This window comes from Pseudomonas sp. GW821-FHT01D09 (genome assembly GCF_059422465.1).
Map to the genome: position 1 here is coordinate 84,942 of NZ_JBWKWY010000005.1, position 13,643 is coordinate 98,584.

Annotated in this window: 14 protein-coding genes; 8 read left to right on the plus strand and 6 right to left on the minus strand. The window is 62.5% G+C overall.

Annotated features, from left to right (window positions below):
- Positions 1-10: 10 nt before the first annotated feature.
- Positions 11-1,603 carry an ABC transporter substrate-binding protein gene (locus tag AC07W7_RS07535; RefSeq protein ID WP_495039028.1) on the minus strand — a complete coding sequence of 531 codons (1,593 nt, stop codon included), beginning with the start codon at positions 1,601-1,603 and terminating at the stop codon, positions 11-13.
- 459 nt (positions 1,604-2,062) lie between these two features.
- Between AC07W7_RS07535 and rpmB the strand changes: the two genes are divergently transcribed.
- Positions 2,063-2,296 carry a 50S ribosomal protein L28 gene (gene rpmB, locus AC07W7_RS07540; protein WP_007920377.1) on the plus strand — a complete coding sequence of 78 codons (234 nt, stop codon included), beginning with the start codon at positions 2,063-2,065 and terminating at the stop codon, positions 2,294-2,296.
- Between the two features lie 11 nt (positions 2,297-2,307).
- Entirely contained in the window at positions 2,308-2,463 is a 156-nt protein-coding gene (gene rpmG, locus AC07W7_RS07545) for a 50S ribosomal protein L33 (RefSeq protein WP_003176906.1), read from the plus strand.
- Positions 2,464-2,543: 80 nt separating this feature from the next.
- Here the strand turns inward: rpmG and AC07W7_RS07550 are convergent, their stop codons facing one another.
- Entirely contained in the window at positions 2,544-2,906 is a 363-nt protein-coding gene (locus AC07W7_RS07550; protein WP_495039029.1) for a cupin domain-containing protein, read from the minus strand.
- Positions 2,907-3,133: 227 nt separating this feature from the next.
- On the opposite strand from AC07W7_RS07550, the gene AC07W7_RS07555 reads away from it, so the two are divergent.
- Entirely contained in the window at positions 3,134-4,627 is a 1,494-nt protein-coding gene (locus tag AC07W7_RS07555) for an aldehyde dehydrogenase (RefSeq protein ID WP_495039030.1), read from the plus strand.
- 160 nt (positions 4,628-4,787) lie between these two features.
- Positions 4,788-5,930 (plus strand): MFS transporter, encoded by a 1,143-nt coding sequence (locus tag AC07W7_RS07560; RefSeq protein WP_076963427.1) that lies wholly within the window; start codon positions 4,788-4,790, stop codon positions 5,928-5,930.
- Between the two features lie 38 nt (positions 5,931-5,968).
- Here the strand turns inward: AC07W7_RS07560 and AC07W7_RS07565 are convergent, their stop codons facing one another.
- Together AC07W7_RS07565 and AC07W7_RS07570 are read right to left on the minus strand one after the other, a co-directional pair.
- A complete protein-coding gene (locus AC07W7_RS07565) occupies positions 5,969-7,537 on the minus strand; it encodes a phospholipase D family protein (RefSeq protein ID WP_495039031.1) in 1,569 nt (522 codons plus the stop codon).
- A gap of 63 nt (positions 7,538-7,600) precedes the next feature.
- Complete coding sequence (locus AC07W7_RS07570; protein WP_495039032.1) at positions 7,601-9,034, minus strand: aminotransferase-like domain-containing protein; 1,434 nt, start codon at positions 9,032-9,034, stop codon at positions 7,601-7,603.
- A 166-nt stretch (positions 9,035-9,200) separates the two neighbouring features.
- Between AC07W7_RS07570 and AC07W7_RS07575 the strand changes: the two genes are divergently transcribed.
- A complete protein-coding gene (locus AC07W7_RS07575) occupies positions 9,201-9,434 on the plus strand; it encodes a DUF1127 domain-containing protein (RefSeq protein ID WP_495039033.1) in 234 nt (77 codons plus the stop codon).
- Position 9,435: 1 nt separating this feature from the next.
- Here the strand turns inward: AC07W7_RS07575 and AC07W7_RS07580 are convergent, their stop codons facing one another.
- Entirely contained in the window at positions 9,436-10,728 is a 1,293-nt protein-coding gene (locus tag AC07W7_RS07580) for an NAD(P)/FAD-dependent oxidoreductase (RefSeq protein WP_495039034.1), read from the minus strand.
- Positions 10,729-10,843: 115 nt separating this feature from the next.
- Between AC07W7_RS07580 and AC07W7_RS07585 the strand changes: the two genes are divergently transcribed.
- Positions 10,844-11,197: a YkgJ family cysteine cluster protein gene (locus AC07W7_RS07585; protein ID WP_029289779.1), complete on the plus strand. Its 354-nt coding sequence runs from the start codon at positions 10,844-10,846 to the stop codon at positions 11,195-11,197.
- Positions 11,198-11,309: 112 nt separating this feature from the next.
- Here the strand turns inward: AC07W7_RS07585 and AC07W7_RS07590 are convergent, their stop codons facing one another.
- Positions 11,310-11,798, minus strand: coding sequence for an Lrp/AsnC ligand binding domain-containing protein (locus AC07W7_RS07590; RefSeq protein ID WP_003206849.1), 489 nt, complete (start codon positions 11,796-11,798; stop codon positions 11,310-11,312).
- 156 nt (positions 11,799-11,954) lie between these two features.
- On the opposite strand from AC07W7_RS07590, the gene dadA reads away from it, so the two are divergent.
- On the plus strand, positions 11,955-13,256 hold the full coding sequence (gene dadA / locus AC07W7_RS07595) for a D-amino acid dehydrogenase (protein WP_236309361.1): 1,302 nt from the start codon (positions 11,955-11,957) through the stop codon (positions 13,254-13,256).
- Entirely contained in the window at positions 13,228-13,581 is a 354-nt protein-coding gene (locus tag AC07W7_RS07600; protein ID WP_236309362.1) for a RidA family protein, read from the plus strand. The genes dadA and AC07W7_RS07600 overlap by 29 nt, the downstream gene beginning before the upstream one ends.
- Positions 13,582-13,643 lie beyond the last annotated feature (62 nt).

The following is a 13,643-nucleotide window of genomic DNA, read 5'->3' on the forward strand; positions in this document are numbered from 1 at the left end:
GAGGGGCAGCTTACGGCCTTACACCAACCTTGGAAAAATCCTGCCGCCCAAACGGACTAACCTGATACCCCTCGACATTCTTGCGCGTCAGGGCAAAGGCCGTCGGGTGGGCCAGCGGCAACCACAGCGCCTGCTGCTGGATCTGCGCCTGCGCCTGCTGGTACAGCTTGCTGCGCACGCCTTGCTCGTGGGTGGTCTTGCCGGCACTGATCAGCTTGTCCAGCGCCGGGTCGCAGTAGCGGGCGAAGTTGGTGCCGGACTTGACCGCCGCGCAGGAAAACTGCGGGGTCAGGAAGTTATCCGGGTCGCCATTGTCGCCGGCCCAGCCCATGAACAGCAGGTCGTGCTCGCCCGCCTTGGCGCGGCGGATCAGTTCGCCCCATTCGATCACGCGGATCTCGGCCTGGATGCCGACCTTGGCCAGGTCGGCCTGCAACAGCTGGGCGCCCAGGCTCGGGTTGGGGTTGAGCAGGCTACCTGATGGCCGGGTCCAGATAGTGGTCTTGAAACCGTCCTTGAGTCCGGCGCGATCCAGCAGCCCCTTGGCCTTGGCGATGTCCTGTGGATAACCCGGCAACTCCTTGGCAAAACCCCAGGTATTGGACGGGTAGGGGCCGCTGGCGGCTTCGGCGGTGCCTTCAAACACGGCCTTGAGGTAGCTGGCCTTGTCGAAAGCCAGGTTGATCGCCTGGCGCACTTGCGGCTTGTCCAGCGGTGGGTGCTGGCTGTTGATGGCCACAAAGGCGGTCATGAAGGCTGCGGTTTTTTCCACCTTGAGCGCAGGATCCTGTTGCGCCTCGCCGATATCCAGAGGCTTGGGGGACAAGGCGATCTGGCATTCATTGCGGCGTAGTTTCTGCAGGCGCACATTGGCGTCCGGGGTGATGGCAAAGATCAAGTTATCCACAGCAGGTTTACCGGCAAAATAGTCCGGGTTGGCCTTGTAGCGAATGGCCGCATCTTTCTGGAAGCGCCCGAAAACGAACGGTCCGGTGCCGATGGGTTGGCTGTTGAGCTTTTCCGGGGTGCCGGCCTTGAGCAGGTTGCCTGCGTATTCGGCCGGGTAGATCGAGGCAAAGCCCATGCTCAGTGCGGCGAGGAACGTGGAGTCGGCGTGGTTCAGGGTAAAGCGCACGGTCAGCGGGTCCAGGGCGTCGATCTTCTTGATCAGCGCCGGCAGTTGCAGGGACTGGGCGTGGGGGAAGCCGCTCTGGGCGACCTGGTGCCAGGGGTTGGCCGGGTCGAGCATGCGCTCGAAGCTAAAGCGCACGTCTTCGGCGGTGAGGCTGCGGCTTGGGTTGAAATACGCGGTGCGGTGGAACTTGACGTCCGGGTGCAATTTAAAGGTGTAGGTCAGGCCGTCCGGCGAGACGTCCCAGCTGTCGGCCAGGCTCGGCACCAGTTTGCCGCTCGCGGCGTCGAAGTCCACCAGGCGGTTCATCAGCACATCCGCCGAGGCGTTGGTGGTGGTCAGCGAGTTGTATTGCACCACATCGAACCCTTCGGGGCTGGCCTCGGTGCAGACGCTCAGCGTGGAAGCCGCCTGGGCCAGCGAAGTGAAGAAGAGCGGGGTGAGCAAGAGCGGCAGGGCAGCGAAGCGCATGGTCGGTTTCCTTTGCAGATCGGAGGCCCATCTGCGAGTGCAGTCTGGAAAACGCCTACCGTAGTGGCCTGATTCACAAATGACTAGCCCATTTTTGCCTGTGCATTTAGGGCAAATACTGTTTTGATGGCACTTCAGGTCATTTTGCCCGGCGCCTGTGGCCTACAGGCTGCGGCGATAAATCATTCGGTGCGACGAGCGGTCCGCCAGCACGGCGGCCCACCCTGGCAGTGCTTGCGCCCTGTTCGGGCGAGATTTACAGCGGGAAAAACACACCGGCTGTTGTTGCGCATGGGTCTTTCTGGTATAAAGCAGCGCTCTTTTCTAGGGGCCCGGTTCCTTCACTGTAGGTGTAGCCGGTAAGACCCTTAAAGAAACGCGGCGCCTGGCGCCAAATGACTGAGAGATTAAGCGGCCAACCCATGCCGGGTTGGGCATGTGGTTTTAGAGGGCTGAGGCATGTCGAGAGTCTGTCAAGTTACCGGTAAGGGTCCGGTGACTGGGAATAACATTTCCCACGCAAACAACAAAACCCGTCGTCGTTTCCTGCCAAACCTGCAGCATCACCGCTTCTGGGTTGAAGAAGAGAAACGTTTTGTCCGTCTGCGCGTATCTGCCAAAGGCATGCGCATCATCGACAAGCGTGGCATCACTGTCGTGCTCGCTGAACTGCGCCGCGACGGCAAAATCTAAGGAGCTAAATCATGCGTGAATTGATTCGAATGATCTCTAGCGCCGGTACTGGTCACTTCTACACTACCGACAAGAACAAGCGTACTACCCCGGACAAGCTCGAAAAGAAAATGTTCGACCCGCGCGTTCGCAAGCACGTGATCTACAAAGAAGGCAAAATCAAGTAATTGGTTTTCTTTCTTGTGAAAAAAACCCGTATCTCACGATGCGGGTTTTTTTTGCCTTGGAAAAAGTCGCGCTCGACCGATCAGGCCTTTTCTTCAAATACCACGTAGATCTTGCGGCACGGCTCCAGCACCTCCCAGGTGCCACTGAAGTCGGCGGGGATGACGAAGCGATCACCGGCGCGCAAGGTCTTGGCGTTGCCCTCGGCATCGCGCAGCACTGAAACGCCCTGCACGATCTCGCAGTACTCGTGTTCGGTGTAGTTCACCTTCCATTGCCCGACTTCACCTTCCCACACTCCGGCGTTCATCTGGCCGCACGGGCTGTTGTAGTGGTTGTAGAGCGTCTGCTGGGGGTCGCCCTTGAGGACTTTTTCTGTGGCGGGGCGGTAGCGTTCGGCGGCGGTGTTCGCCTGGCTGAAATCGACGACATCCTGAATGTTCATGCACGTATCCCGTCTAGGCCTGGGGTTGGAGAGCCAAAGTCTATGTTTATTAAAATGAACATCGCAAGGGCGTTTGCTGCCGTTATGTCAAATATATTGAAACATCCCTTGTGGCTGGTTTAGGGTGGCGGGTGCCTCGGACCGAATAGCTGGCTGGCCGGGCAAGCATTTGGAAGGGAACGGTTATAACGCCGGGCCCTTATATTTAATAAGAGGAGGACACTCGCATGACCACCCTGACCCGTGCCGACTGGGAACAACGCGCCAAGGACCTGAAGATCGAAGGTCGCGCCTACATTAATGGCGAATACACCGCCGCAGTTTCCGGCGCCACGTTTGAATGCCTCAGCCCGGTCGATGGCCGCCTGCTGAGCACGGTTGCCAGCTGTGACGTCGCAGACGCCCAGCGCGCCGTGGAAAACGCCCGCGCCACCTTCAACACCGGTGCCTGGTCACGCCTGGCCCCGGCCAAGCGCAAAGCCACCATGATCCGCTTCGCCGCGCTGCTCAAGGCCAATGCCGAAGAACTGGCCCTGCTCGAAACCCTGGACATGGGCAAGCCCATCGGCGATTCCCTGGGCATCGACATCCCTGGCGCGGCGCAAGCCCTGAGCTGGAGCGGCGAGGCCATCGACAAGATTTACGACGAAGTCGCCGCCACCCCCCATGACCAACTGGGCCTGGTGACCCGCGAGCCCGTCGGCGTAGTGGCGGCCATTGTGCCGTGGAACTTCCCGCTGATGATGGCCTGCTGGAAGCTGGGGCCGGCGCTGTCCACCGGTAACTCGGTCGTGCTCAAGCCATCGGAAAAATCGCCGCTGACGGCCATCCGCATCGCGGCCCTGGCCGTTGAAGCCGGCATCCCCAAAGGCGTGCTCAACGTGCTGCCGGGCTACGGCCACACCGTGGGCAAGGCCCTGGCGCTGCATATGGACGTCGACACCCTGGTGTTCACCGGTTCGACCAAGATCGCCAAGCAACTGATGATCTACTCCGGCGAATCGAACATGAAGCGCGTCTGGCTGGAAGCGGGCGGCAAGAGCCCGAACATCGTGTTTGCTGATGCCCCGGACCTGCAAGCCGCTGCCGAATCCGCCGCGGGCGCCATCGCCTTCAACCAGGGCGAAGTCTGCACTGCCGGCTCGCGCCTGCTGGTGGAGCGTTCGATCAAGGACAAGTTCCTGCCGATGGTGATCGAGGCCCTCAAGGGCTGGAAGCCGGGCAACCCGCTGGACCCGGCGACCAATGTCGGTGCGCTGGTGGATACCCAGCAGATGAACACCGTGCTGTCGTACATCGAAGCCGGGCATGCCGATGGCGCCAAGCTGGTGGCCGGTGGCAAGCGTACCCTGCAGGAGACCGGCGGCACCTACGTCGAGCCGACGATTTTCGACGGCGTGACCAACGCCATGAAGATTGCCCAGGAAGAGATCTTTGGCCCGGTGTTGTCGGTGCTGACCTTCGACAGCGCTGAAGAAGCCGTGGCCATCGCCAACGACACGCCTTATGGCCTGGCCGCTGCGGTATGGACCTCGGATATTTCCAAGGCGCACCTGACCGCCAAGGCCCTGCGTGCCGGTAGCGTGTGGGTCAACCAATACGATGGCGGCGACATGACTGCACCGTTTGGTGGGTTCAAGCAGTCGGGCAACGGTCGCGACAAATCGCTGCATGCGTTCGACAAGTACACCGAGCTGAAGGCGACCTGGATCAAGCTGTAACCCCGGGCTCCAGCTACAGTAGATCCAAATGTGGGAGCGGGCTTGCCCGCGATGGCGGAGTTTCAGTCGGTACATGTATTGACTGACCCAGCGCAATCGCGAGCAAGCCCGCTCCCACACTGTTTTGTGTGATCTGGAAATAATCCACAGGAGCGTGGCAATGCGTTGGGCGACTTACTTCGCCGTCCTGGCCTCGGTACTCAGCGTCGGCCTCGCCCTGGGTGTGAGCATGCCGCTGGTGTCCCTGCGCCTGGAAAGCTGGGGTTATGGCAACTTTGCCATCGGCCTTATGGCGGCCATGCCGGCGTTCGGTGTGTTGTTGGGCGCCAAGGTGTCCAGTCGCCTGGCCTCCTGGCTGGGCACGGCGAACCTGATGCGCCTGTGCCTGTGGGCCGGGGCGGTTTCCATCGGTTTGCTCGCGGTATGGCCCAGCTACCCGGTGTGGCTGGTGCTGCGGTTGATGATCGGGGTGATCCTGACCATCGTGTTTATCCTCGGCGAAAGCTGGATCAACCAACTGGTGGTAGAGCAATGGCGGGGCCGGCTGGTGGCGCTGTATGGCTGTACCTACGCCTTGAGCCAGCTGTCGGGGCCGTTATTGCTCGGCGTGCTGGGCACCGGTCATGACTATGGCTTCTGGGTTGGCGTCGGCCTGTTGCTCGTGGCGCCGTTCCTGCTGCTGGGGCGCAGCGGAGCGCCGACGGCGGAGGCCTTCAGCGTGACCTTCGGCGACTTGTGGGGCTTTTGCCGGGGCCTGCCGGCGATTGCCTGGGCGGTGGCGCTGTTTGCCGCGTTCGAGGCGATGATCCTCACGCTGTTGCCGGTGTATTGCCTGCAACAGGGCTTCACCGCCGAGGTGGCGCTGGCGATGGTCAGCACCGTGGTGGTAGGCGATGCCTTGCTGCAATTGCCGATTGGCGCGCTGGCCGACTACCTGCCCAGGCGCACCCTGTTTCTCGGTTGCGCCGTGTTGCTGCTGCTGTCGAGCCTGGCCATTGCGCCATTACTCGATACCTGGCTGATCTGGCCGATCTGGGTGCTGTTCGGTGCCAGCGCCGGGGGGTTGTTTACCCTGTCGTTGATCCTGATCGGCGAGCGCTACCGGGACGATGCGCTGGTGCGGGCCAATGCCCATATTGCGCAGTTGTGGGGGATTGGTTGCCTGATCGGCCCACTGGTGGCGGGGGCGGGCAGCCAGTGGATTAGCGGGCATGCCTTGCCCTTGCTGATGGCGGTGGGGGCCTTGGGGCTGGTGATTCTGTTGTTGCGCCAAGGGGCGTTTGGCGTTGAGCAACCGGCCTGACTTGGAAATGGCATCCAAGCTGTGGGCGCTGGTGGTGCTTAGAGCATGCGCTCCAGGCCCACGGTGGTGGCGAACCAGGCATTGAACCGGCGCCACCAGCTGCCTGGCTCGCGGGTCAGGGTGTGTATCTGGCCGTTATCCTCCGTGACCCATACCACCTGGCCATCCTGCAGTTTCGCCTCATAGCTCAGGGCTGGCGCCATCCCTTGCAGGGCCAGGTTGCGCACATGCTCGGCCAGTTCCGGGCTGTCCACCAGTACGCCGACCTCGGTGTTCCACAGTACCGAGCGCTGGTCGGAGTTGAACGAGCCGGTAAACGATTTTTGCCGATCGAAGATCATCGCCTTGCTGTGCAGGCTGGAATCGGATCCATACAACGAGCGGCTGCCCAGCAGGTGCGGGCCACTGCCGCCGCCGCCGTCGCCCGGTTGGCGGCGCAGTTCATACAACTTCACCCCGTGCTCCAGCAGCGCCTTGCGATAGGGCGCGTAGCCGCCATGTACCGCCGGTACGTCAGTGGCTTCCAGGGCGTTGGTCAAGAGGCTCACCGCCACGCCCGCATCCGCCCGGCTGGTCAGGTACGCCAGGCCGTGCTGGCCGGGGACGAAATAGGCCGAGATCATCATCAGTTCGCGGTGCACCCCTTCGAGCTCCGGGGCCAGTTGGGTGGTGAGCAGCAGCCGTGGATCGGGATCACCCCTGGCCAGGACCTTGCTCGGCGCATCCCACAGTGCCTGGTTCCAGGCCCAGATCAGTTCCCGGCGCCAGATATCCATGCGCGGCTGGGTCTTGTAGGTCCGCAGGCGGTTATACAGGGCGTGGTTCTGCTGGCGGGACTCGGCCAGGGAGGTTTCCAGGTACCCGCGCGCCGTGGCCAGGTCGCGGGAGGACGGCGCGCTGGAGATGAAGTCGGCAATGGGTTTGCTCAACGCACTGTTCCAGTACTGGTCAAAGCTGTGGCCCAGTTGTTCGGCCACCGGTCCCACGCTGAGCATGTCGATATCGGTGAAGTTCAGGTTGGGCTCGGCATCGAAATACTCATCCCCCAGGTTGCGCCCGCCGACAATCGCCACGCTGTTGTCCGCGAGCCACAGCTTGTTGTGCATGCGCCGGTGTTGCAGCGACAGGTTGAACAGCCGCCCCATGGCCCGCGTCACCCCGGTACTGCGGCCCAGGTGCAGCGGGTTGAACAGGCGGATCTGGATCTGCGGGTGCGCGGCCAGGGTGGCGATGATCTGGTCCAGGCCGTCGCTGGTGGTGTCGTCCAGCAGGATGCGGACCCGCACGCCACGGTCGGCCGCGGTGAGCAGCTCGTCCACCAGCATGCGCGTGCTGATGCCGTCATGGACGATGTAGTACTGCAGGTCGAGGCTGGCCTGGGCATTGCGGATCAATTCGGCGCGGGCCATGAACGCTTCGCTGCTGTTGGGCAGCAGGCGGAACCCGGAGCGGCCCTGGTAGGGCGCAGCCTGGGCCTGGATCGAACGACCGAAGGCGGACTGCGCCGCCGGCAGTGCCTCGCTGGGCACCCGGGGCAGGTCCAGGGTGGCGCAACCGCCCAGGCCCAGGAACCCCAGCAGGAAAAACGCTAACAGCCGTGGGCTCATCAAAGAGGCAGGTTCCGAATCAGGGCGGTGGTGGGCAATAGGACGGTGATTGCTGGCAAAAGGTCAGTCCACATGCTGTTCGGCTTCGGCGAGCATCTTGATCGCCGTTGCCCCGACCTTGCGCACCGCCTCTTCAATCTGGGGTGTTGGCTTGGCAGCGTAGTTCATCCGCAGGCAATTACGGTATTTGCCCGAGGCGGAAAAGATGCTGCCCACGGCAATCTGCACCCCTTGTTCGACCAGGGCCCGGTTGAGCTTGAGGGTGTCGAAGCCCTCGGGCAGCTCCACCCACAGCATAAAGCTGCCCTGGGGCCGGCTGGCGCGGGTGCCGGCGGGGAAATAGCGGCTGACCCAATCGAGCATCAGGTCGCGGTTGCGCTGGTATTGGCTGCGCATGCGCCGCAAGTGCGGCTCGAAGTGCCCGTTCTTGAGGAACTCGGCAATGGCAATCTGCGGTTGGGTGGCGGTGGAGCCGGTGCTGATGTATTTCATGTGCAGCACCCGCTCCAGGTAGCGGCCAGGTGCTACCCAGCCGATCCGCAGGCCGGGGGCCAGGGTCTTGGAGAAGGAACTGCAGAGCAGGACGCGGCCATCTTCGTCGAAGGATTTGATGGTGCGTGGTCGCGGGTAGCTGTAGGCCAGTTCTCCATACACATCGTCTTCGATGATTGCCACGTCAAAGCGCTGGGCCAGGGTCAGCAGCGCCCGCTTGCGCGCCTCGGGCATGATGTAGCCCAGGGGGTTGTTGCAGTTGGGGGTCAACTGGATGACTTTGATCGGCCATTGTTCCAGGGCCAGTTCCAGGGCTTCGAGGCTGATGCCGGTCAGCGGGTCGGTGGGGATTTCCAGGGCTTTCATGCCCAGGCCCTTGAGGGTTTGCATGGCGCCATGGAAGCTTGGCGAGTCGACGGCGACGATATCGCCGGGCTCGCATATGGCGCGGATGCTGGCGGACAGTGCCTCATGGCAGCCGGTGGTGATCACAATATCCTGGGCGTCGAGCTGGCAGCCGGAATCCAATGACAGACGGGCGACTTGTTCGCGCAGCTCCATACAGCCGTAGATATTGTCGTAATACAGGCCTGGCAGGTCCTGGCGCCGGCTGACCCGGGCCAGGCTGCGCAGCAGCGGCTTGATGGTCGGTGACAGTACATCCGGCATGCCGCGGCCCATCTGTATGACATCTTTGCGCGGCACCGCGCGCACCAGTTCCAGCACCTGGTCCCACTGGGATATCTCCACTGGGCGCTGGGCCGGTCGACCCACGGCGGGCAGCGCCGGCAGCTCGCGCCCGACGGGCACGAAGTAGCCGGATTTCGGCTTGGGCGTTGCCAGGCCGTTATCTTCCAGTAACCGGTAAGCCTGTTGCACAGTGCTCAGGCTGACCCCGTGTTCCACGCTCAGGGCGCGTACCGAGGGCAGGCGGTCGCCGGGGCGATAGAAGCCCTGTTCGATGCGGGTGCCCAGCAGTTCGGCAAGGTTGACGTAGAGGGTCATGGCGGTCGCTCCCCGGGGACCAGTACAGATGGGAGGAAAATACAGGATTCAGCCCGCGCTTGGCAGTATCTGTATGGATTTAATAAAGATGGGTTGAATCTGTAATGGTTTTGCCGCGCCGTCCATTCTAGTCACTCATGGCAACAGGCAAATGAGGGGCAAGACAATGAGTGGCTTGAGCGATGTGCGGCTGGCGTTACACAGTCAGGAACTGGAAGCAGGGCAGGGGCGCGAGATGGCCGGGCTGGCGCCTGGCAACCCAGGCCGTTGGGAACTGTTCTGGCGTCGTTGCCACACGCGCCAGGCCCTGCTGGACCTGACCCCGGAGCAACTGCGCGATATCGGCCTGAGTGCCGAGCAGGCGCGCCAGGAAGGCTTGAAGCCGTTCTGGCGCGGTTGAGTCAGAGCAGTTCTTTCATCCGGTGCCAGAGCATGCCCAGGGCCAACAGCGGTGAGCGCAGGTGCTTGCCGCCGGGGAAGGTGATATGTGGCACCTGGGCAAACAGATCGAAGCGCCCACTGTGCTGGCCGCTGATGGCTTCGGCCAACAGCTTGCCGGCCAGGTGGGTGGCGTTCAGGCCATGGCCGGCATAGGCCTGGGCAAAGTACACATTGGGCTGGTCGGCCAGCCGGCCAATTTGCGGCAGGCGGTTGGCGCCGATGCCGATCATGCCGCCCCATTGATAGTCGATCTTCACCTCGGCCAACTGCGGGAAGACCTTGAGCATCTTCGGCCGCATATAGGCACCGATGTCCTGGGGATCGCGCCCGGAATAGTGGCAGGCACCGCCGAACAGCAGGCGCCGGTCGGCCGACAGGCGGAAGTAGTCCACGGTGACCCGCTGGTCGCACACCGCCATATTTTGCGGCAGCAGCTCGGCGGCCTGGGCCGGGCTCAAGGGTTCGGTGGCGATGATGTAGCTGCCGGCCGGCAGCACCTTGCCACTCAGGTGGGGGTTGAGGTCGTTGAGATAGGCATTGCAACCCAGTACCAGGGTCTTGGCGCGCACGTTGCCGTGGGCGGTGTGGACGTTGACTTCAGGGCCGTAGTCGATGCGTAGCGCTTGCGATTGCTCAAACAACCTCACCCCCAGTTGCTGCGCGGCGGCGGCTTCGCCGAGGGCCAGGTTCAGCGGGTGCAGGTGGCCGGAGCCCATGTCGATCATGCCGCCCACATAGCGGTCGGAGCCGATCACGCTGCCCATCTCTCCGGCTTGCAGCAGGCGCAGTTCATGGCGATAGCCCAGCTCGCGCAGTTCTTCGGCATCGGCGGCCAGGCCTTGCAGGTCGCGGGGTTTGTTGGCCAGGTCGCAGTAGCCCCAGGTCAGGTCGCAATCAATCTGTAAGCGCTCGACCCGCTGGCGCACGATTTCCACGGCTTCCAGGCCCATCAGCTTCATCTGCCGCACGCCTTCGGTGCCGACCACATGGGCAAACTGATCGAGGCCATGGCCGACGCCACGAATCAATTGCCCGCCGTTACGCCCGCTGGCGCCCCAGGCGATCTTGCGCGCCTCCAGCAACACCACGCTAAAGCCGCGCTCGGCCAGTTCCAGCGCCGTGTTCAGCCCGGAAAACCCGCCGCCCACCACGCACACATCGGCGACGACTTCGCCCGCCAGTGCCGGGTAATCGGGTTGCGGCAGGCTGCTGGCGGCGTAGTAGGAAGCGGTGTGCCGGGCGCTGGCGGTCATGGGGAGCATCCGTGTTTGGAAAATTTGACGCAGGATACAGCGGTCGGGTGAAGCTGTCTCACTCGGGGCTTTTAGGGCAAAATCCACGCCTATTCGCCGTTCGGTATGGGTTTCAATGAGTTGCAACAGCCAGAAAGTCAACGCGCTGCGCCGGCAGATCCCCTCGTTCGAGTGTGTGCCGGGTTGCCATGATTGCTGTGGGCCGGTGACGACCTCCACCGAGGAAATGTCGCGCCTGCCGCGCAAGACGGCGGCCGAGCAGGAAGCGGCCATGGATGAGCTGAACTGCGTGCACCTGGGGCCCAACGGTTGCACGGTGTACGACGAGCGCCCGTTGATCTGTAGGCTGTTTGGGACTACACCCAGCCTGCCATGCCCCAACAACCGTGGCCCGGTGGAGCTGATTCACCCTCGGGTGGAGAAGCAGATTCACGAGTACATGGCGACGACGCGGCAGGTGCTGGTCTGACAGATGTACTCGGTCAAAAGGTGGGAGCTGGCTTGCCTGCGATGACGGTGTGCCAGGCAATGAAAATGGCGGCGGGTTGATCGCTATCGCAGGCAAGCCAGCTCCCACAGGATCAATCCGGGATCGGCAGGTTCAGGCTCTCCTTCACCTCTTCCATCACGATATAGCTCTTGGACTCGCGCACATGGGGCAGCTTGAGCAGGATATCGCCCAGCAGTTTGCGGTACGACGCCATCTCGGAAATTCGCGCCTTCACCAGGTAGTCGAAGTCCCCTGAGACCAGGTGGCACTCCAGCACATGGGGCAGTTTCAGCACGGCACGTCGGAATTCTTCAAAGGTGTCGCCGGATTTGTAGTCGAGGCTGATCTCGACAAACACCAGTAGGCTACCCTTCAAGTGCTGCGGATTGAGGCGGGCGTTGTAGCCCATGATGATCCCCTCGCGCTCCAGGCGTCGGACCCGTTCGGTGCAGGGCGTGGTCGACAGCCCGACCTTCTCCCCCAGCTCGGTAAACGAAATCCGCCCGTCGGCCTGCAGGATGCGCAGGATGTTGCGGTCGATCTTGTCCAGCTCCCGCTTGGTCTGGGTGTTGGTCCGCATAGGGGATGCTCCTCCGTGAAAAGGGTTTTTGCCGAGAATTGTCGCCAAATATAGGCACTTATATAGTGAAATGCACTGGTCATTGCTTTTTATACTGCCCGCATCTTTGTGCTGAACAACAAACGTCAGCGGTCAGGCCGCGATGAGGATATAAAAATGCGCGTTTTGGTCTTGGGTAGCGGTGTCATTGGTGTGGCCAGTGCCTACTATTTGGCGCGTGCCGGGTTTGAGGTGGTCGTGGTCGACCGTCAGCCGGCCGTTGCAATGGAGACCAGCTTCGCCAACGCCGGCCAGGTCTCGCCCGGCTATGCGTCGCCATGGGCCGCGCCGGGTGTGCCGCTCAAGGCCATCAAGTGGCTGCTGCAGCGCCATGCGCCGCTGGCGATCAAGGCCACCGCCGATCTCGACCAATACCTGTGGATGGCGCAGATGCTGCGCAACTGCACGGCCAACCGTTATGCGGTGAACAAGGAGCGCATGGTGCGCCTGTCTGAGTACAGCCGCGACTGCCTCGACGAACTGCGCGCCGAAACCGGCATTGCCTACGAAGGCCGCAGCCTGGGGACTACGCAATTGTTCCGTACCCAGGCGCAACTGGATGGTGCGGCCAAGGATATCGCCGTGCTGAAGGAGTCCGGGGTTCCGTTCGAGCTGCTCGACCGCGCCGGCATTGCCCGCGTCGAGCCGGCCCTGGCCAGCGTCACGGATATCCTGGCCGGTGCCCTGCGCCTGCCCAATGACCAGACCGGCGACTGCCAGATGTTCACCACCCGCCTGGCCGATATGTGCAAGCAGTTGGGGGTGGAATTCCGTTTCGAGCAGGACATTCAGCGTCTGGACCACGCCGGCGACCGCATCAACGGCGTGTGGATCGACGGCCAGTTGGAAACCGCCGACCACTACGTGCTGGCCCTGGGCAGTTACTCGCCGCAGTTGCTCAAGCCGCTGGGGATCAAGGCGCCGGTGTATCCGCTCAAGGGCTACTCCCTGACCGTGCCGATCACCAACCCGGCGATGGCCCCGACCTCGACCATTCTCGACGAGACCTACAAGGTCGCGATCACCCGTTTCGACAACCGCATCCGGGTCGGTGGCATGGCTGAAATAGCCGGTTTTGACCTGTCGCTGAACCCACGGCGGCGCGAAACCCTGGAGATGATCGTCAACGACCTTTATCCTCAGGGCGGTGACTTGAGCGAAGCCACCTTCTGGACCGGCCTGCGCCCGACCACCCCGGACGGTACGCCGATCGTCGGCGCCACCCCGTTCAAAAACCTGTTCTTGAACACCGGCCACGGCACCCTCGGCTGGACCATGGCCTGTGGCTCTGGTCGCCTGCTGGCGGACCTGATGGCCAGGAAAACCCCGCAGATCAGTGCCGCCGGCCTCGATATTTCCCGTTATGGCAACCCTCAGGAGTCCACCAAACATGTCAGTCCAGCGCCAGCTCACCAATGAGCGCATGAGCCAGATCGTCGTCCACAGCGGTACCGTGTATCTGGCAGGGCAAGTCGGCGACGACATGAGTGCCGGGATTGAACAGCAGACCCGTGAAACCCTGGCCAATATCGAGCGCTTGCTGGATCTGGCCGGCACCGACAAAACCAAGCTGCTGTCGGTGACGATCTACCTCAAGGACATCGACGCCGACTTTGCCGGCATGAACGCGGTCTGGGACAAGTGGCTGCCAAAAGGCGTGGCCCCGGCCCGTGCCACGGTCGAGTCGAAACTGTGTGAACCAGAAATCCTGGTCGAGCTGTCTGTCGTGGCCGCTCTGCCTTAGACGATCCCTCTTGCGGTGCCGGCGCTCTTGGCCGGTACCGGTTTTTTCCACCGCCGCCTAGA

What these genes read in the sequence shown, in the direction of transcription:
- AC07W7_RS07535 (WP_495039028.1), bottom strand. Translation starts at nt 1,603, where the DNA reads ATGCGCTTCGCTGCCCTGCCGCTCTTGCTCACCCCGCTCTTCTTCACT.
- rpmB (WP_007920377.1), top strand. Translation starts at nt 2,063, where the DNA reads ATGTCGAGAGTCTGTCAAGTTACCGGTAAGGGTCCGGTGACTGGGAAT.
- rpmG (WP_003176906.1), top strand. Translation starts at nt 2,308, where the DNA reads ATGCGTGAATTGATTCGAATGATCTCTAGCGCCGGTACTGGTCACTTC.
- AC07W7_RS07550 (WP_495039029.1), bottom strand. Translation starts at nt 2,906, where the DNA reads ATGAACATTCAGGATGTCGTCGATTTCAGCCAGGCGAACACCGCCGCC.
- AC07W7_RS07555 (WP_495039030.1), top strand. Translation starts at nt 3,134, where the DNA reads ATGACCACCCTGACCCGTGCCGACTGGGAACAACGCGCCAAGGACCTG.
- AC07W7_RS07560 (WP_076963427.1), top strand. Translation starts at nt 4,788, where the DNA reads ATGCGTTGGGCGACTTACTTCGCCGTCCTGGCCTCGGTACTCAGCGTC.
- AC07W7_RS07565 (WP_495039031.1), bottom strand. Translation starts at nt 7,537, where the DNA reads ATGAGCCCACGGCTGTTAGCGTTTTTCCTGCTGGGGTTCCTGGGCCTG.
- AC07W7_RS07570 (WP_495039032.1), bottom strand. Translation starts at nt 9,034, where the DNA reads ATGACCCTCTACGTCAACCTTGCCGAACTGCTGGGCACCCGCATCGAA.
- AC07W7_RS07575 (WP_495039033.1), top strand. Translation starts at nt 9,201, where the DNA reads ATGAGTGGCTTGAGCGATGTGCGGCTGGCGTTACACAGTCAGGAACTG.
- AC07W7_RS07580 (WP_495039034.1), bottom strand. Translation starts at nt 10,728, where the DNA reads ATGACCGCCAGCGCCCGGCACACCGCTTCCTACTACGCCGCCAGCAGC.
- AC07W7_RS07585 (WP_029289779.1), top strand. Translation starts at nt 10,844, where the DNA reads ATGAGTTGCAACAGCCAGAAAGTCAACGCGCTGCGCCGGCAGATCCCC.
- AC07W7_RS07590 (WP_003206849.1), bottom strand. Translation starts at nt 11,798, where the DNA reads ATGCGGACCAACACCCAGACCAAGCGGGAGCTGGACAAGATCGACCGC.
- dadA (WP_236309361.1), top strand. Translation starts at nt 11,955, where the DNA reads ATGCGCGTTTTGGTCTTGGGTAGCGGTGTCATTGGTGTGGCCAGTGCC.
- AC07W7_RS07600 (WP_236309362.1), top strand. Translation starts at nt 13,228, where the DNA reads ATGTCAGTCCAGCGCCAGCTCACCAATGAGCGCATGAGCCAGATCGTC.